Source organism: Psychromonas sp. KJ10-5 (assembly GCF_055808325.1).
The window spans coordinates 1,279,499-1,298,811 of record NZ_CM147864.1; the positions used below are offsets into that span (position 1 = coordinate 1,279,499).

At 37.1% G+C, this 19,313-nt stretch carries 17 protein-coding genes; 12 read left to right on the forward strand and 5 right to left on the reverse strand.

Annotated elements, in window-relative coordinates:
* The 3 genes from AC0L3W_RS05785 to oleD are packed head-to-tail and all read left to right on the forward strand — an operon-like array spanning position 1 to position 3,662.
* Positions 1-882 carry an alpha/beta fold hydrolase gene (locus AC0L3W_RS05785; RefSeq protein ID WP_409439437.1) on the forward strand — a complete coding sequence of 294 codons (882 nt, stop codon included), beginning with the start codon at positions 1-3 and terminating at the stop codon, positions 880-882.
* Positions 883-2,580 (forward strand): olefin beta-lactone synthetase, encoded by a 1,698-nt coding sequence (gene oleC / locus AC0L3W_RS05790; RefSeq protein WP_409439436.1) that lies wholly within the window; start codon positions 883-885, stop codon positions 2,578-2,580.
* Between the two features lie 2 nt (positions 2,581-2,582).
* Positions 2,583-3,662, forward strand: a complete 1,080-nt coding sequence (gene oleD, locus AC0L3W_RS05795; RefSeq protein ID WP_409439435.1) for a 2-alkyl-3-oxoalkanoate reductase — start codon at positions 2,583-2,585, stop codon at positions 3,660-3,662.
* 152 nt (positions 3,663-3,814) lie between these two features.
* Here oleD and AC0L3W_RS05800 read toward each other — a convergent pair whose 3' ends face one another.
* The 4 genes from AC0L3W_RS05800 to AC0L3W_RS05815 all read right to left on the reverse strand — a co-directional run bounded on the left by AC0L3W_RS05800 (position 3,815) and on the right by AC0L3W_RS05815 (position 8,158).
* On the reverse strand, positions 3,815-4,339 hold the full coding sequence (locus AC0L3W_RS05800) for a M48 family metallopeptidase (protein ID WP_290038040.1): 525 nt from the start codon (positions 4,337-4,339) through the stop codon (positions 3,815-3,817).
* A gap of 302 nt (positions 4,340-4,641) precedes the next feature.
* The gene (locus tag AC0L3W_RS05805) at positions 4,642-5,646 is read right to left on the reverse strand and encodes a transposase (RefSeq protein WP_290038039.1); all 1,005 of its coding nucleotides are present in this window, start codon (positions 5,644-5,646) and stop codon (positions 4,642-4,644) included.
* 146 nt (positions 5,647-5,792) lie between these two features.
* Positions 5,793-7,382 (reverse strand): AAA family ATPase, encoded by a 1,590-nt coding sequence (locus AC0L3W_RS05810; RefSeq protein ID WP_409439434.1) that lies wholly within the window; start codon positions 7,380-7,382, stop codon positions 5,793-5,795.
* A 134-nt stretch (positions 7,383-7,516) separates the two neighbouring features.
* Complete coding sequence (locus tag AC0L3W_RS05815) at positions 7,517-8,158, reverse strand: hypothetical protein (RefSeq protein ID WP_473574753.1); 642 nt, start codon at positions 8,156-8,158, stop codon at positions 7,517-7,519.
* A gap of 466 nt (positions 8,159-8,624) precedes the next feature.
* Here AC0L3W_RS05815 and sbmA point away from each other — a divergent pair, with 466 nt between their 5' ends.
* From sbmA to AC0L3W_RS05830, 3 genes are all read left to right on the forward strand, one after another.
* Positions 8,625-9,857 carry a peptide antibiotic transporter SbmA gene (gene sbmA, locus AC0L3W_RS05820; protein ID WP_290038036.1) on the forward strand — a complete coding sequence of 411 codons (1,233 nt, stop codon included), beginning with the start codon at positions 8,625-8,627 and terminating at the stop codon, positions 9,855-9,857.
* 242 nt (positions 9,858-10,099) lie between these two features.
* Positions 10,100-10,741 (forward strand): DUF1007 family protein, encoded by a 642-nt coding sequence (locus AC0L3W_RS05825; RefSeq protein ID WP_290038035.1) that lies wholly within the window; start codon positions 10,100-10,102, stop codon positions 10,739-10,741.
* A 9-nt stretch (positions 10,742-10,750) separates the two neighbouring features.
* Positions 10,751-11,791, forward strand: coding sequence for a nickel/cobalt transporter (locus AC0L3W_RS05830; protein WP_409439432.1), 1,041 nt, complete (start codon positions 10,751-10,753; stop codon positions 11,789-11,791).
* A gap of 84 nt (positions 11,792-11,875) precedes the next feature.
* Here AC0L3W_RS05830 and AC0L3W_RS05835 read toward each other — a convergent pair whose 3' ends face one another.
* The gene (locus AC0L3W_RS05835; protein WP_409439431.1) at positions 11,876-12,418 is read right to left on the reverse strand and encodes a DinB family protein; all 543 of its coding nucleotides are present in this window, start codon (positions 12,416-12,418) and stop codon (positions 11,876-11,878) included.
* A 609-nt stretch (positions 12,419-13,027) separates the two neighbouring features.
* On the opposite strand from AC0L3W_RS05835, the gene AC0L3W_RS05840 reads away from it, so the two are divergent.
* The 6 genes from AC0L3W_RS05840 to AC0L3W_RS05865 all read left to right on the forward strand — a co-directional run bounded on the left by AC0L3W_RS05840 (position 13,028) and on the right by AC0L3W_RS05865 (position 19,296).
* Positions 13,028-14,014 (forward strand): Bug family tripartite tricarboxylate transporter substrate binding protein, encoded by a 987-nt coding sequence (locus tag AC0L3W_RS05840; protein ID WP_409439430.1) that lies wholly within the window; start codon positions 13,028-13,030, stop codon positions 14,012-14,014.
* A gap of 242 nt (positions 14,015-14,256) precedes the next feature.
* The gene (locus AC0L3W_RS05845; RefSeq protein WP_290038031.1) at positions 14,257-14,745 is read left to right on the forward strand and encodes a tripartite tricarboxylate transporter TctB family protein; all 489 of its coding nucleotides are present in this window, start codon (positions 14,257-14,259) and stop codon (positions 14,743-14,745) included.
* A gap of 14 nt (positions 14,746-14,759) precedes the next feature.
* Positions 14,760-16,259: a tripartite tricarboxylate transporter permease gene (locus tag AC0L3W_RS05850; RefSeq protein WP_290038030.1), complete on the forward strand. Its 1,500-nt coding sequence runs from the start codon at positions 14,760-14,762 to the stop codon at positions 16,257-16,259.
* A gap of 223 nt (positions 16,260-16,482) precedes the next feature.
* Entirely contained in the window at positions 16,483-18,087 is a 1,605-nt protein-coding gene (locus AC0L3W_RS05855) for an ATP-binding protein (RefSeq protein WP_409439429.1), read from the forward strand.
* A gap of 9 nt (positions 18,088-18,096) precedes the next feature.
* A complete protein-coding gene (locus tag AC0L3W_RS05860) occupies positions 18,097-18,786 on the forward strand; it encodes a response regulator (RefSeq protein WP_409439428.1) in 690 nt (229 codons plus the stop codon).
* 159 nt (positions 18,787-18,945) lie between these two features.
* Positions 18,946-19,296: a RidA family protein gene (locus AC0L3W_RS05865; RefSeq protein WP_290038026.1), complete on the forward strand. Its 351-nt coding sequence runs from the start codon at positions 18,946-18,948 to the stop codon at positions 19,294-19,296.
* Positions 19,297-19,313: the final 17 nt, after the last annotated feature.

Here is a 19,313-nt window from a genome sequence, read left to right on the forward strand (position 1 = left end):
ATGAATTTTGATAGTTTATTCCCTTTTAGACGTAACTTTTTAACACTTAATGGACAGCAATACCACTACCTTAACGAAGGTAAAGGCGAGCCTGTTGTAATGGTACATGGTAATCCAAGTTGGTCATTCTACTACCGAAACTTAGTGACGGAACTTAGTCATCAATACCAATGTATCGTGCCTGATCACATCGGTTGTGGTTTATCTGATAAACCCTCAGATAAAGATTACGATTACACCTTAAATCAGCGTATTAATGATCTAGAGTCTTTATTAGACCATCTTGATATCAAACAAAACATCACCTTAGTGGTTCACGACTGGGGAGGCATGATTGGAATGGGCTATGCAGCTCGGTACCCAGAGAGAATTAAACGTTTAGTGATATTAAATACTGCAGCCTTTAATCTACCAAAGACTAAAAAATTCCCAATTCCATTATGGATTTGTCGTAATACTTATTTAGGTACCGTATTAGTTCGAGGATTAAACGCCTTCTCTTCAATCGCTTCTTATGTCGGTGTAAAACGTAAACCGATGTCGAAAACGATCCGTGAAGCTTATGTTGCACCATTCAACTCTTGGAAAAACCGTATCTCCACATTACGCTTTGTGCAAGATATTCCATTAGTAAAAAAAGACCGAAACTATAAGTTAGTGGAAAGTATTGATCATAGTTTACAACAGTTTCAAAACATACCGACAGTGATCTGCTGGGGGTTGCAAGACTTTGTATTTGATAAGCACTTCTTAGCCGTTTGGAAACAAAAAATGCCTCATGCAGATGTCCATGAATTTGCAGACTGCGGGCACTACATTCTCGAAGATGCGAGTAATGAAGTGATTAATATTGTACAAAAGTTTATGACGACTAACCCATAAATGGCCAACACCAAACCTTCTAAACGAAGTCTTAAAAAACAAGCTAAGGCGACAAAAGGAAACTTGTGTCGCCACTTAGTTATAGCATCACAAAAAATCCCCGATAAATTGGCAGTAAGTGTACAAAAAAGCACACGCAGTGGCCTCACTTATCAAGAGATAGACTTCAAAACACTGCACCAACAAAGTGACGATATCGCTTTTGCTTTAACCGAGTTTGGACTAAAACCGGGCACTAAAGCCGTGTTGATGGTGACACCCAGCATTGTTTTCTTTAATCTGACCTTTGCGCTATTTAAAGCTGGTATTGTACCTATTTTAGTTGACCCAGGCATGGGCATTAAAAACTTAAAACAATGTTTTGAAGAATCGCAGCCTGAAGCTTTTATTGGCATTCCTAAAGCACAAATAGCACGCTTGTTATTTGCTTGGGGCAAACAAACCATTAAGCATGTGATTAATGTTGGTGGCCCTGCACTTGCAGGCGGCAAACAACTGACCAGCTTGTTAAAACAATACCCACGTACTGCACGTTTTAAAATGCAGGAACCGCCATTAGATAAACTAGCGGCGATTTTATTTACTAGCGGTAGTACAGGTACACCAAAAGGTGTGGTTTATACTCATAGAATGTTTGAAGCACAAATCAAAGTGCTAAAGCACGACTACCAAATAAAATCCGGTGAAATGGATTTAGCCACTTTTCCACTATTTTCTTTATTTGGCCCTGCATTAGGCATGGCTTCCATTGTGCCAGATATGGATGCCAGTCAGCCGATTAAAGCTAATCCAGATTTCATCTTTGCTGCCATTGAAAAATACCAATGTACTAACCTATTTGCGAATCCTGCATTGTTAGAAGTATTAGGTAAATCAGGTCAAAGCAAACAACATAGTTTACCCAGCCTAAAACGAGTGATATCGGCAGGCGCGCCGGCTTCATTAGAGGCGATAAATCGTTTCAGTGAAATGCTAACTGGCAATGCAGAAGTGATTAACTCCTATGGTGCTACAGAGTCATTACCGATCAGTAAAATTGGCAGTAAACAAATGCTTAAAACGTCTCAAATTACCGAACAAGGTGGCGGTATTTGTGTCGGCTATGCTATTGATAATGTTGAAATCAAGATTATCAATATAGATGAAGAGATTATTCAAGATTGGCATTCGGACTTAACCTTACCCGCTTTTGAAATTGGTGAGATAGTAGTTAAAGGGCCACAAGTCAGTGCTGCTTATTATCGTCGTGAAAGTGCTACTGAATTAGCAAAAATTAAAGATGGCGATGTCATTAGACATCGTATGGGTGACTTAGGTTATATTGATGACCAAGGAAAACTCTGGATGTGTGGTCGAAAAGCACATCGTGTTGACTCTAACCACCTCCAAACAAATAAAACTTATTATTCGATTCCTTGTGAGCGTATATTCAATACACATAACAGCATCAAACGCAGTGCATTAGTAACCGTTCAACGTAACGGAAAATCAACACCCGCAATCTGCATCGAAGTGAATAAAGAAAATAGGTTAGATAGCACCCGTTTGTTCTTTGAATTACAAGAGTTAGCTGAGAAGCATAGCCATACCCAAGGGATTGACCTATTTTATATCCATAAGCAGTTTCCTATGGATATTCGCCACAACGCTAAAATATTCCGCGAAAAATTAGCCATTTGGGCACAACAACAGAGTTAACTATGCAAACACCCGACTTTAACTTTTCTGACCTATTGATAGAACAACAAACGGTACTCAAGTGTTTAGCCTCACAAGTCAAATGTGTGTTTATCACAGGTGCAGGTGGATTCTTAGGGACCGCTTTATGCCGTTTTTTACGTGCGGCAGATATTAAAGTGGTTGGTTTTGCCCGTAGTGACTACCCTCACCTCAAAGAGTTAGGTGTCACCTTGATCAAAGGTGACCTTCAAGATAAACAAGCTGTCATCAATGCTATGCAAGGTTGCGATATGGTTTTTCATGTTGCCTCTAAAGCCGGCGTTTGGGGAGATAAAGCCAGTTATTTCAAGTCAAATGTAGTAGGTACAGAGAACGCCATTGCAGCCTGTCATCACCATAATATCGACAAATTTATTTACACCAGCACGCCCAGTGTAACCTTTGCAGGTGAAGATGAAGACTATATCGATGAATCTCAGCCCTACGCCAAACAATTCTTAAACTTCTATGGGCTATCAAAAGCAGTTGCTGAGCAAAAAGTGTTAGAGGCTAACAGTGGAAAACTCAAAACCGTAGCTTTAAGACCTCACCTTATTTGGGGCCCAGGCGATCCACATCTTGTACCGCGTGTTATCGAAAGAGCAAAAGCTGGTAAACTTAAGCTGGTAGGCAAGAAAGATAAACTAGTGGACACCACTTATATCGACAATGCCGTATATGCACACCTGATGGCGGCGGTCACACTCAGTGAAGACAATGCAGCCTGTACAGGAAAAGCCTACTTTATCAGTAATGACCAACCTATTTTAATGGCCGAGATGTTAAATAACATCTTAGCTGTAGCTGGTTTAAACAAAGTAACTGCGCGTGTACCAAGGGGCCTCGCTTACTTTGTGGGTACTATTTTAGAATGGTGGTATTTAAAAACAGGTAAGCAGGATGAACCAATCATGACCCGCTTCGTAGCAAAGCAATTATCCACCAGCCATTACTTTAACCTAGACGCCGCAAAACAAGACTTTAACTACCAAGTATTAGTATCAATGGATCAAGGCATGAAGCACTTAAAACACGCTTTACAAACAAAAAACGACAGCTAATCGCGAGGCATCTAGCACCTTGTACCTAGCACCTTACATCTAGCATCTTGTACCTTACAACTAACATCTCGTACCTTACACCTTGCATCTAATATCTATCATCTATCATCTTGCACCTTGTACTTTACACCTAGCATCTAACACCTACCAACCTAATAAATCCCACCTTTAAGTTCCAACTGCGTTAAATACAAACGCATCTCAAACTCTAACTGATGATAGTCAGGCAGCATATGCTCACAAAGTTGATAAAAAGCTTTATCGTGATTTTTTTCACGTATATGCGCCAACTCATGAACCACGATCATTTCTAGAAAAGGTTCAGGTGCAACTTTAAACATCTCACTAATGCGAATTTCATTTTTACTCTTTAACTTACTACCCTGCACTCTCGACACAAAGGTATGTAAACCAAGCGCGTTATTCACTACATGAATCTTTTTATCGTAAGTAATTTTGCTTAGTGGTGATGATTTACGTAAATAACGGTTCTTAATATCCATAACATAATCACGTAACAACTTATCGTTATTAATAGAATGTTGTTTAGGATATTTTTTAAGTAAAAAATCCCCTAACTTATCCTGATCCAATAAGGTTTGAATTTGCGTCTGTACTTGTGGTGAATAAGCAGAAAGATATTTAAGTTGGTTAAGGTTGTTTTGAGGCTTGGACATAATAACTTCTTGAATAAAAATGAGTAAAGATTATAACTCAGATGCTTTAAATGATTAGGAATTGTTTATAGCGTTGCACAAATAAATATATAATATATGTGGACATCCATTTTTTTATACAACCAAAAAACAAAGCTATTTTTATGAGTGAAAAATAAAATAAATGAGAAAATAGTTTATTTAATCGTAAAATAGATAAATTTGAGGGTGTTTAAGGCAAATAATGGCTTTTTCAAATATGCAAAGTTTTAGCGGTAGCTAAATGAAGCGTTTATTATGTTGTGAATAAAAAAGTGCACTGGTTAATGCAGTCGTAATTGATTCTTACTCGCTATCCAGCGTTTACCTGTGTTGCTTGCATAAGCCGCTAATGCTTCTAGCGAACCCACTGCCCCGTGATAATCTTTACCAAAACTACTCGCTAGTGATAACCAAGTCTCATCGTCTAAAGCAAGCATTGACAATAGCCTAGGCCGTTGATTTGATATTGCACCACGTTTATCTTCCCTTATTATTCGCCCGCTCCAATCTACTAATTCAATATAATCTAATAATGAAAATGGAAGACCTTGAATGTTGTTTTCAGCATTATGTTGGCTTTCATCACCCACAAAGCCAAATAAGGGCTTTTTAGTAAAAGTGTATTCTAGTGGCTTTTCTTGCTGTTGGGCAACACCATGAATGCGTTCGTAAGCGGATGTATATTCTGACGTTTCTATACTGACACTCATTTTTGCTCGCACTGGATTCAAATCAACATAAGCCATGCAAGTTAATAGCGCATCTTCGTCTAATAGTGCTTGAGATTTAAATCGACCTTCCCAAAAGCGCCCAGAGCACTCATCTTCTTTATTGGCTTTACGCGCAATGAATTCGTTTAAACAACGCATAAACCATGAAATATCCGCTAATCTCCCTCTCCACCCTTCGATAATAGCTAATGCAGCTTTCTTTTCAGCCTCAGAGGTTGTTTGCTCTGATTGCCAACGTTCAACGAGTATAGGTTTTGAATAAAGCAAACACCAACGTTCACAAACCTCTTCATGACTTAAGCTTTCGTTAAGCGCTTCGTCGATATGTAGTACAAGGTGATAATGATTCGACATGATAGCGTAAGCGCAAATGTCGATATTAAACAGAGAGGCTAGGTAATGCATACGCTCAACAACCCATTGGCGTCTATGCTCAAATGATTTTCCCGTGTATTTATCTTCTCCACACAGATAAGCTCGACGAACACAGCGAGAAATACAATGGTAATAAGGGGTATCAGATAACGATACCTGAGATTGGCGTGACTGCGTCATAACAATGACCTCTTAACGTGTAAAACTACATCACTAAAAAGTAGAAGAGTAATTATGATTCGTCAAAATTAATGGCTGTCCACGACTTTATTCTGTGTAGCGAAGCGAAACGTAAACCACTGTTTTTGTTCCGTTTAAACGCCTTGTTAAGTGCCAATCCCAAGTTCAACATATTTAGCACTAAGCCACATACGTATTTCCTCCGTATATAAATTCCATTCATCAGTCTCTTCAACAAAATTTAATATTTTTTCACGAACTTGTCTTTGACCAGACAAGTCTGCCATTTGATCAAAATATATATGCCAATCTATGTGTCCTTGAATGCCTTTTGAAAACATTTGAAGTTCATTTATTCTTGGATCAATACTATCTGAGTTTTCGAATAGTATTTTGATATTGTATTCGGGGCTTCCTTTTTGCCCTTCTGGAGCAAAGTTACTAATTCTAAATTCTTTTATTTGTTTCACAATATCAACACGGTCTTGCTCTCGATCATTACCATTTAAGTGACGCTTACATTCAGACTCTCTGCTCTCCTGATCTCTACATACATCTCCATCGAGGACACAAATAGTATTTGTAATATCTTGTCCCATGAGCTTCTTTCCAGCTAAAACAGCGAATGCATTTGACCATGCACCAAACTTGCTGACTCGAACATGGGTTTGTAAATGCATTTTATAAACTAAGTTAAGTATCATTTCCTCTGCGAGTTCATCTTCTACACATATCTGTAAAGGGTGAGATAACATCCCCGTTAACTGGTGCATAACCTGTGGGTTCGTATGAGGCATAGCTATTACACCGTTACCCGTATTCAAAATACCAAAGATATTTACATTAGAACTGAACTCTGAAATAGTTTCTCTATGCGTTGAAAAAACAACTTCAACTTTGTTTTCTTCAGAACGTTTAATAATTCTTTCAACTAACCTTTTGAAGGCGACTCCATGTAATAAAACATCTGCTTCATCAATTAAAAGCAAACCTCCATTTGAAATTAATGGACTATGCAATGCATAGAGCATGCTTAATACGCGCTTTTCACCAGCCCCCATAGAGTGCTCACTATAAGTCACACCATTATGTGTTAAGCCAAACATAGTATGAATTTTTCCACGCTTCTCAATAGTACAACTACTTAATTTTTCGTAGTTTCTACCTAAAATATAAACCATGTCTGATTTAATTTTATCTGCTGATTCATGCGCAAGATCCTCTGTATCATATTCTTTATATCTACCCGCATTTTTATCTTCACTTAAAGTAGAAAGTTCATGTAAACCTATATAAACAGATTCTCTTTCATGACGTCTTGCATAAATAGGTAGCCACCGACCTTGTTTTACACCAGGTTTCTTATAATATTTTTCGGTATAGGTTTTGTTTGTTATTTTAGGCTCTTTAGATGGGTTTAACTCTTGATAGTTAAATTCAACGCTATATTCACTACCGTCCCAACTAGCATCTTTATTTGGAGTGAAGAAATGAGAAAGGCGATTAAAGTCTTTAGATGTCTGCTTGCCTTTAGGTTTAAAGGCACATGCTAATGCATGGATTAATGTTGACTTTCCTGAACCATTAATACCTACAACAGCCGTAACTCTTTTGTCCGTTTCAAATTCTAAAGTAAAATCTTTGATGCCTTTGAGGTTAGATATATGTAATTTTGTTAATTCATAATTAAACCTAGATATTTTAACTTTTTGTTTTTTTATTTTTGCTTTAACCATGAATTCCTACTTTAGATTAAAAAATATTATCGATTACACGGGCACTTAACGCTTTGCTAAGCGGCTAAAAATAGTTGGCTATAATTTGCGAGGAACGAGCACAGCCAACTGTTTGTGTCCGTTTAAGCAACTTGTTAAATGGATTGTTCACCGGTAGTAACCGTATACGCAATATCACCAAGGTTACCTATCTCAAATAACATTCTTCCATCTTCGATTTCATTTATTACGGCTAACCGTAACTCATTTTGGTGTTCATATTTGTTATCTTTTTGGAATGGAGTCAATTTCTGAGTATGTTTTTCAATATCAATATATTCAATTGATTGTCGTTTATAAGATAATGATTTGGATTTCAGATAATTATCTAAGCGCTCAAAAAAGCTTTCCAAGTTATAGATTACAATTGCAGAACCACCGAATTTGTTCAGTAAATTTTCATTTATAGCGTCTAACTCGTTCTTATACTCATTAACGGGAATAATTAAGTAATAAAGACAATAAACGGATAGAGATGCATATTCATGACTAAATTCACGGTGCATACCATCTGTAATTTCTCCAACTAATTCTGTTTCACCATTATCTAAAACTCGACTTACAGTAGCCTTTGAAAAGGCTTTGACTTTATGTGCACCCTCATTAAGATCGCCAACTTCTTCATTGTGTTCTGAATTTCGATAATAGCTTAAAGGCTGCAAACACATTTGTCCTTTCTTTATAAAGTTCTCAATGTGTATAGCTTCTGAATACTTAATTAAAAAGTGACGAAACATAAAATCCATTTAACAGCATATTAGATAACAAAATGTCAGCTTTTCCGCGGAAAGATGGCAAATATCTAATGATGAATAATAGACTTAGATTACTGCAATTATCATTTTAATCAACGATTTAAAATAAAATATGAAATATAAGTCATGTAGAAAGACGACAGAATGCAATATTTCCCGCGGAAAGATGGCAAATAGAGAGCGCTGTATAAAAAGACACCCCACTCGCTGATATCGAACATTGGAATAACAATTCATATATTCTTCTAACATTATCTACTGCAATGAGTGGACACTTAACGCCCTCAGTTATTTATTCAAATTAACTTTATGAGGTGTCTACACATCTAGGGCAAGCTAAGTCCTTACTTCTATCATCTTCTTTTACTTATTTTTTATTGAAAACATAATGATGAATTTGGGTATCAATGTACAATCAGTGAAAAAATAATAAAGGGCTTACACTTCTATGTTTAAATCGTTCTTTCCCAATCCTAAGATTTTCTTCATCTCGGCATTGATTTTTGCTGGGCTTACTTGCGCTATTTGGTATGGATACAATGAACAAATGGCGGCATTACTTGGCTTAGATATATCGCAGTCTGAACCTGTTATCGGGCTTAAGCATTTTGTAACCGATTCATTTTTACTGTTTTATGCTTACTACTTTGCTTGTACTGCGCTGTTTGCTTTGGTGTGGTTTAAGGTATCGCCACATAAATGGCAGTGGTGGTCGATCATTGGTTCGTCGACTATTTTATTCTCTACGTACTTTTCAGTACAAGTATCCGTTGCCATTAATAATTGGCGTCGCCCTTTCTTCGATTTGATCCAATCTTTATTGAAGCCTATAGGCAACGATACTGTACCGGGAGCCGTCGATGCAGAAGCAGCCAGCTCTGCAACAACTCAGTTGTTTGACCTGTTAATTGTGTTTGGTGAAATCGCTTTCTTGGCAATCTTCATCTATGTGGCAACCCGTTTCTTGGTCAGCCACTACATTTTCCGCTGGCGTACAGCGATGAATGATTACTACACAGCACATTGGCAAAAGTTAAGACATGTTGAAGGTGCTTCACAACGTATTCAAGAGGATACTATGCGCTTTGCATCTATTATGGAAAGCTTGGGTGTGGCATTAGTAGAAGCGATTATGACCTTATTTGCCTTCTTACCAGTGTTATGGGCATTGTCTGAATATGTATCAGAGTTACCCATCGTTGGTGAAATAGCGCATCCACTCTTTTATGCGGCGTTATTCTGGTCAATATTTGGCACAGGGTTATTAGCGTTAATTGGTATCAAATTACCAGGCTTAGAATTTAATAATCAGAAAGTTGAAGCTGCTTTCCGTAAAGAGTTAGTTTATGGTGAGGATAATGCAGATCGCGCGTCACCTATCGCTTTAAATGAGTTATTTGCTAATGTCCGTAAAAACTACTTCCGTTTATACTTCCATTATATGTACTTTAATGTAGCGCGTATGTTGTATTTACAAGCGGATAATATCTTTGTGTTTATACTGTTAGTCCCTACAATTGTTGTTGGTGCCATCACCTTCGGTATTTTGCAACAAATTCTAACGGCCTTCGGCCAAGTAAGTAGTTCCTTCCAATATCTGGTCAATTCTTGGACCACCATTGTTGAACTTTTATCAGTGCGCAAGCGTCTTACTGCATTTGAATCAACATTAGAAAATTAATATTATTAGCCCCTATTTCACTTTGTGATTTATACATAGCTGTATAGGGGTGTTTTTTATATTAAGTCAGAGCTTATATTGCGGTGTAACGCTTAACTTTTCCGCTACATTAATGTGTTAATGTCGACTTAATAAACTGCCTCATTAAAATTAGTATTTAAATCGCCTTCTTTATTTGTTATGTTATAACATTATTTTTATTAGTGATATAAATACGTAATAGTTAAAAAGAATGAAACAACATGAAAACAAATCTTAAGCTCTTACCTTTTATTCTCATTGTTAGTCTATTTGCTCCAATCAATGCACAAGCTCACCCTCACTCATGGATCGACATGAAAACAAAAATCGAAGGTGATGAAAGCCAAATCACTGGCTTTACCATGTCTTGGACTTTTGATTCAATTACCTCTGCTTACATGCTTGATGGAGAAGATTTATCAGCGGAAAATAAAGTGGCGACGTTAAATAAAATAAAAGATTCGGTAATGGAAAATATCAATGTAGAGCATTACTTTACCTACTTTTATGATGGTGAGACTCCGATCAAATATGCCTTTTCTAACAAAGGTACATTAACGCAAAAGGGTTCAAAATTGACGCTGGACTTTTACGTCCCTCTTTCAAAACCTAAAGCCATATCTGACCGCCCTTTAAAGCTTGCTATCTTTGAGCCAAGTTATTATGTCGATATGAGTTGGGATAGTAAAAACGATATTCAATTATCATCAGCATTAAGTAAACGTTGTTCTTTTGAACTCATTCCTCCCAACCCGTCACCAGAGCAAGTCTCTTATGCAATGTCGTTAGGTGTTGATGAAGATCCAGATGATGCTCTTGGTCAGCTATTTACGCAAACGGTTATCATTAATTGCCTTAAATAAGGACTCATAGTGACAAGTAACATTAGGTTCAACAAGCATTGGTTATATTTTGTAAGCTTGATTTTTATTAGCGCTGGATATGCTATCTGGCAGGCTTGGCCTTCGTTGATCATTACTAGTATGCAATGGCAAAAAGGCATCAATGAGCAGATCATTGAGCTTTTGTATTCCGCACAAACTGAATTGTTAGCTTCGGGCATGTCTTTGGTTTCTTTAGCCTTTATATATGGGATATTGCATTCTCTTGGCCCAGGTCACGGCAAATTAATCGTGACTACCTATCTTGCAACTCACCCAACAAAAGTAAAAATTAGCTTAGTACTAACTATTTTATCGGCGTTATTACAAGCGATCGTCGCCATTGTTGTCGTTTCTGTATTGTTAATGCTGTTTAATTCAACCATGCGTGAAGTGAATGATGAAGCAAACAATTTAATCTCTTTAAGTTTTTACTCAGTGGTTATATTAGGTTTGATCGTTATTTGGCGTAATGGTAAATCGTTAATTAAATCTTTTTATTCTCGTCCTACTCCTATCAAAATAAATACGATTAAACCTATTATCACTAGTGTTAATAAAAGTCAGCCAACCAAACACGTTCATCACCATGGGTCTGATAACGTCTGTGGTTGTGGTCATGTACATTTTGCAGGCGCTGCAGAAGTTAATAGGGCCTCTTCACTTAAAGAATATTTAGCGATTATTTTTAGTGTGGGATTACGCCCTTGTACTGGTGCAATCATGGTATTGCTATTTTCTAATACCTTGGGTTTGTACTGGCTGGGTATTGTAAGTGCATTTTTCATGTCGATTGGGACTGCATTAACCACATCAAGTATTGCGGTTATGACAACGTTAGGCACGAAGTTAATACAGGGATACCTAACTGTTGGTGATAAAAACAGTAAAACGTCAAAAAGTAGTATTTCAACCGGTATCAGCGGCGAGAACATTAAAGTATTTGTTAAGTTAACCGGTGGTATTTTAATCGTGTTAACGGGGGCTATTTTATTACAATCTCAACCTGTTGGAATGTCTCCAATATTCTAATAACTACAACTCCACTCATTAAATATTTGCTCTCAGTTAAAACCGAGCTAAGTTAATCAACTAATTTAGCTCGGTTTTAAGGGTTTAATGTATCTCCACATTAGGCTGTATGAAGACTAAGTCAGTGATCCCAACATCAACACCTGATTGACTTAATAACGTGGTAATTTGACCTCGGTGATGTGTTTGATGGTTAAAAAGGTGCATTAATAGGTTGAACAATGTTTTGCTTGCTGTCACACCTTTACTATTTTGATAAGTAACAGGCTGTAATAATTCTTCATCGCTTAACATACCAGCTAACTCAAGTAATGCTTCATCAAGTATTACACGTCTATCTTTAAGATCATTAAAGTTATTAGCAAGGAATACATCAAGCGATTCAGGCATAGGCAACTCGGCGATGGGTGTATAGGCATCATAATGATTCAACACACTATTAAACCTTTTTAACCACATAGTATCGCCCACGCAAATATGATTTAAGGTGGCAAATATTGAACCAAAGAACGATTTTTTATCTTCATGCAATATTTCTGGTGGCAATGCACTCACCGCTTCGTAGATCTTCTGGTTCATCCATTGATTATAATCAGCCATCAAATAAACATGCTCTTGCAGTTTCATAATAATTTTCCTTAAAGTAACGCTCTAATTTGTGAGTGGCTTGAAGAATGTTAGTCCGAACCACTATTTAAAATTTGGATAGTTTATATCAAAAAAGAGGTTAAATAATGCTATTCGATAACTAGGTAAAAATTCTGTCTAAAATTTTACAATTAACTCAAAAAGCTATTTTGTTATTAATTTTGAACCTGCCCTTTTAATCCTTAAATAAAAGTCAATAAATGTGTAGCTGTGCACAGAGTTAATCATATCCAACTAAGTTCATTGCCGAATACGCCTGATTATAAACTGAAAAATAAAATCATAAGCAATTGTTTTTATTGAAAATAAATAGTATTACAGTTGCTCTTTAAAATAATTAACGTCATAAAAACCATAAGCACCATTGATTAATCACGTTTAATTGTTTCAATTCACACTTCCAATATTCCACGATCAGTATGCTAGCCCCTCAGTTATTTCATTTAACAAATGCAAAACACTATTTTAACAAAACTGATGAAATAGAGGTTCCCCCCTCAAGTCAACTGAACACAAAACACAAGGTGAGAATGAGCTTCTGTTAACTCAAACTCATTATTTTAGAAAATAAGCAAAGGATGTATGTTAATGATTAGATTAAAAAGAATGTTCACCGGTATGGTGATTGCGACCACTTCACTTATTTCGATCAATGCTGCTATAGCGGCAGATTATCCTCCGCATACTATAAATATGGTCGCTCCTGCTGGTGCTGGCGGTGGCTGGGATTTAACTATTCGTACTGTTGCTAAAACGTTAAAAGATACAGGCCTTGTCGAATCTAATATGCCGGTGGTTAATCGACCTGGCGGCGGTGGCGCTGTTAACCTTTCATACATGCAAACGCAAACGGGTAAAGGTGATCTTATCTCTGTTTACTCCCCACCTATTTTATTAACTAACTTAACTGGCTTAACGCAATACAGTTATAAAGATACAACTCCTCTGGCACGTCTGATCACTGATTATGCCGCTTTTGTAGTGCCTGAAAATTCAAAATATAAAACCATTAAAGATGTAATGGACGCCCTTAAGGAAGATCCTAAATCCGTTAAAATTGGTGGCACTTCTGCCGCAGGTTCAATGGATCACATTCAATTTTTGCTCGTCGCTAAAGCTGCTGGTGTTGAAAACCTTCGCAATATTGATTATGTCTCATTTCAAAACGGGAGTTTAATCGCACAAGCATTAGGCGGGCATGTTGATCTTATATCTACTGGTTTAGGTGATGTTGCCGGTCTTGTACAAAGTGGAAAATTACACGCATTAGCACAAACAGCAGACAAACGTATCGGCACTGGATTAATAGGTGAAATTCCGACAGTAAAAGAACAAGGTATTGATGTGATCTTTGAAAACTGGCGTGGTCTGTTTGGACCTAAAGATATGCCTGAAGAAGCGGTTGCATATTGGCACGATGCGCTACAAAAAATGGTCGCTACTCCAGAATGGAAAGCCGCATTAAAACGTAACGGTTGGGATGACGCTTACCAAGATGAAAAAGCATTCACTGAATTTTTAGGTGACACTAATACTCAATACAAAACACTGATTAAAAGTGTATTTGGCCGATAAATGACTGTAACGCTATTTAACGATATAAACAGCAATCCATCTACTTAGGACTTCACCAACAAGGTGTATTACAAGATATTGCTGTTTATTCAATATTAGTTTCATTCAAAACGCATTAAAGCTTTGTGTAAAAAGCAAAGCTTACTTCCTGAAAGTAGATCGAATCATGTATCCGCAAATCTGAAACGACGCGTGAATATCGGTATAAGTTAATAAACTCAATTATTTGGTAGAGGTGAAAAATGTCAAATATAAAATCTAATTGGGATGGCCTAACAGGGTTATTTAGTATCGTATTTGGTTTGGCCTACGGCGGGTATGCATACAGTTTACCTCAGCCTATGTTTGGCAACCCATTAGAAGCAATATTCCTCCCGTTGACTGTATCGGCTATTGCGATATTCATTGGAGTGTTACTTATCATTACGGGTGGAATGGCACCTTCTATCAATGCAGTTAAAGCACTATTAAACGAGAATCCAAAACGTAAAAGTGACCGTAGAAAAGTTGCAATAACGGCTATTATTTGTCTTTTTTATGCCATGTTTTTTGAGCATGCTGGTTATGTGGTGAGTACATCTGTATTTATGTTTGCGATGTTAACCGTCACTTGTGGGTTAGTTTTTTGGAAAAAAAGCCTTTTAATTTCACTGATTTTCGCGGTGAGCATATTCATAACTTTTAATGAGATGCTGTCAGTTAACCTTCCTCCATTCCCATTTTTTAATTAAAAGGTCGAACAACTATGGATATTTTAAACAGTTTGATGGACGGTTTTAGTGTCGCACTTCAACCGTATTACTTATTTTTAATTCTAGTCGGTGGCATTTTAGGAACCGTTATCGGTATGTTACCCGGTCTTGGTCCTGCGACAGGTGTTGCTATCTTATTACCTATGACTTTTTCTATGGGCCCTACTGCATCTCTGATTACTATGATGGGCGTATATATTGGCGCTATGTTCGGCGGTTCTCGAAGCTCAATATTGATTAACACTCCCGGTGATGGCGCGGCATTAGCAGCAACCTTTGATGGTTACCCAATGGCAATGAAAGGCCGTGCTGAGTCGGCATTAGCAATATCCGCAATTGCTTCATTAATTGGCGGCACTATTGCCGCAATATTGATGACATTAATGGCTGAGCCCGTTGCAGGATTAGCGATTAAATTTGGTCCAGCCGAATATTGTTTATTAATGGTAGCAGCGCTTTCTATGACGGTGTCGATGTCAAAGGGAAACATGCTCAAAGGCTTTTTATCAATGTGCATTGGCTTGGCTATTTCTACCGTTGGCATTGATGGGCAATCTGGTTTGCAACGTTTTACTTTTGGTGTGTTAGAACTTCAAACAGGTATTGATTTCTTGGTGGTTATCATTGGTATTTATGCACTTGGAGAAGTATTTAAAAGTTTCAGTACATTAGGAGAAGGCGGCAAAAAAGCACAAACTAAATTTAAAAAGATTTGGATAAGTAAAGACGATTGGAAACGCTCTAAATGGCCTATTCTTCGTAGTGCACCTGTAGGTTTTATCATAGGCGCATTACCCGGTGCAGGCGGCACAATGGCTTCGTTAATGTGTTACAACAATGAGAAACAATTATCTAAAAATAAAGAAGAGTTTGGTCATGGCGCTATCGAAGGATTAGCAGCTCCAGAGTCTGCTAATAATGCGGCGTCTATTGGTGCGATGATCCCAATGTTATCTCTCGGCGTTCCTGGTTCAGGTACTACCGCGGTAATGATGGGTGCATTACTAATGCTTGGTATACAACCTGGGCCATTATTATTTGCTCAACACCCAGACACTGCTTGGGGACTGATTGCTAGTATGTTTGTTGCTAATGTGATCCTTGCGGTTGTGAATTTACCGCTAGCTGGTGTGTTGGTTAGATTATTAGCGATTCCACCAAAGATTCTCTACCCGATTGTACTCAGTTTGGCTTTTGTAGGTTGTTTTGCGATTAGTGCCTCGGTCGTCGACTTTTATATTTTAATCATCCTAGGTGTTGCTGGTGTGCTTATGGCGCGTGTTGATATACCAACTTCACCAATGATTTTAGCCGCTATTGTTGGCGGTCAAATGGAGCAATCATTCCGACAAGGTTACCGAATCTCTAATCAAGATTTAGGTGTGTTTATGGATTCAGGTATTGCCCAAGGGTTATTAGCGGTCACTGTATTATCTGTGCTGCTGCCACTTATAAAGGCAATCCGGTCTAAAACGACAACTAAACCCGCTTAACATGTGTAAATGATATTTGTAGGAAATAATTATTTATAACAATGACTTATGAAGCATACTTAATTGTATGCTTCTTTTTTTAAAGTAAAAATATTGATGGAGGTTGTAAAATCAGACAAAGCAGCATTGTTTAATTAACGTTTACATTTAACATTGTTCATTCGATTCATTAACACACTTTTCACATCATTATTTATATACATCCATTAGGCACAATGAAAACATGTACTTTCCATTATCTAAATTAAGTTTTCGCATTAAAATTTTCCTACTGTTATTTGGATTAGTGATTCTTCAAATGTCTGTGATGGTATGGCATTTTGAAAGTACTTTATATGAGTCAATTAAGCATCAAGTTGGTACTCGAGCACTTATACAAGCAAAAGAAATTTCCAGTGATCCTTCATTAATCAAACAAATTCAAAGCAATGATTTAACTGCATTACAAAAAAATATAGACCGTTTATCAACAATATCAGATGCCAGTTTTATTGTGATAGGTGATAAAAATGGTATTCGCCTCGCTCACCCGGTAAAAAAACGTATTGGTTTTCCTATGACAGGTGGCGATAATGCAGGAGTATTAGAACGCGGCGAATCTTATACTAGTTTGAGAAAAGGTAGTTTAGGCTATGGGTTCCGTGGTAAAACGCCTATTTTTGATCAGAACCAAAAGATTATTGGTGTGGTCTCTGTCGGTTATTTACTTAATCGATTCGACCAATGGATCGATGTGTATATGACGCCATTATTGATTGAAATACTCAGCATTCTTGTACTAACGTTATTCGCTGCATGGGGATTTTCACGCCATATCCAGAAGAAAATGAATAACATGGAACCAGAAGCTATAACGCTTGCGCTGAATTTACAAAAATCTATTTTAAGATCTGTATACGAAGGAGTGATTGCTATTGATCTTAAAGGTAATTTTCTAACTATTAACCACTCCGCCCGCCAATTACTTAACATAGAGCATGATATTACCTATCTTAAAACCAGAAATATCATTGAATACGTTTCAAACTCAGAGTTCTTTTTTCGACATCCATTAGTTGAAAATATTAAAGATGAAATGTTTCTTTTTAATGAACACTATTTAATTGCTAATCGCGTTGCGATTTTTGAACAAAAAGAACTGATTGGCTGGGTTATCAGTTTTAGGGAAAAAAGTGATATCGACGCGCTCACTAATGAGCTTAGTCAAGTTCAACAGCATACTGATACTTTACGTGTTTTACGCCATGAATTCTCAAATAGGTTAGCCACAATTTCTGGCCTGATTCAACTTCAACGATTTGATGAAGTTCAACAACTTATTACGACAGAGAATACTAATAAACAAAAATTTCTAGATTTTATTCATCAACAAATACATATACCTCAAGTTGCCGGTTTATTATTAGGTAAGTCTTTGAGGGCAAAAGAGTTAAACGTCTCATTAACTCTTGATCCAACTTGCCAATTATCCCCACTTCACTCAAAGTTAAGTGAAACTGAGCTGTGTGCGATCATTGGTAACTTAATAGACAATGCCTTTGAAGCGACGCAACAAAACCCGGATGTTGAATCAGTGGTCAATATATTAATAACCGATGCTGGGAATGATTTAGTGATTGAGGTTACTGATAATGGCCCAGGGATTGCTCTTGATTTAATTGATGATATTTGGAAAAAAGGCGTCACTATTAAGCATGATAATCATAGCCATGGCATTGGTTTATATCTAGTACATCGTTATGTAACACACGCCAATGGTTTTATCGTCGTAGATAACGGCGACTCATTAGGTTGTATTTTCTCTGTATTTATTCCAAATAAAGGTTAAAGGTAAACAATGGATTTAATTGATGTATTAATTGTTGAAGATGATGCCAAGATCGCACAAACACACAGTGAAATTTTACGACAAACAACACGTTTTAATCCGATCGGTATTGCTGAAACACTGAAAATGGCTCGTACCATGATCAAAATTCACAAACCTAGTGTCATTATATTAGATAACTATTTACCCGATGGTACAGGGATTGATTTGTTTCGAGAAATCATCGCAGACAAATCAAGCCATAAAACCAATGTGGTGTTAGTCACTGCATCAGATGAGATTGATACTATCAAAACAGCGATGAAGTTAGGTTGCTTTGATTACTTACTTAAACCGGTCTCCTATGAACGTTTACAAGAAACACTTGATCGCTACATAACACTCAATACAGCGATGAGAGCATACGATAACCTTGAACAACGACATATTGATGAACTATTCAATATTCAATTACGCGATAAACACCAACAATCACTTCCCAAAGGCATAGAAAGCATTACCTTAGAAACGATTAAACGAGTCTTTTCTCAGCATATTGGTGTTAGGTATACAGTAGACCGTTTAGTAACCGAAACCGGTATTAGTAAAACCACTGCTCGTCGTTATTTGGAATATTGTTCTGCAAATGGTTTGTTAACTGCAGAAAATGAATATGGAAAAGTAGGACGACCAGAAAGGGTTTACGTTAAAAACGGATAAGTAAATGAACGTTATTGCGTATCCTACTTAGTAAGAATTTTTATAGTATTTCTTGCTTAAACTTATTCAGTAATTCAGCCAGTTAAACTAAAACACTCGCCTTTTTATACTGACACGTTACAATTATTTCTTTTTAAATAACTAATGAAGAGAGAAACAATGATTGAACGTCAACAAACTAAACAACGTATGAGCCGCGTAGTAAAACATAACGGTACTATTTACTTATGTGGTCAAGTATGCGCAGATGCGACTAAAGAGATTAAAGAACAAACTCAAACGATGTTAGATAAAGTCGATGAGCTGTTAATCGAATCAGGCAGTTCACGTGAACATATCTTATCTGCAACAGTCTATGTTAAAGATATGGCATTACACTTTGCTGGTATGAATGAAGTTTGGGATGCTTGGGTACCAGAAGGTCATGCACCTGCTCGTGCCTGTGTTGAAGCAAGCATGGCAAGAGAAGCGTTATTAGTAGAAATTTCAGTCATCGCTGCTGTTAAATAATAGCCACTTATTAGGGT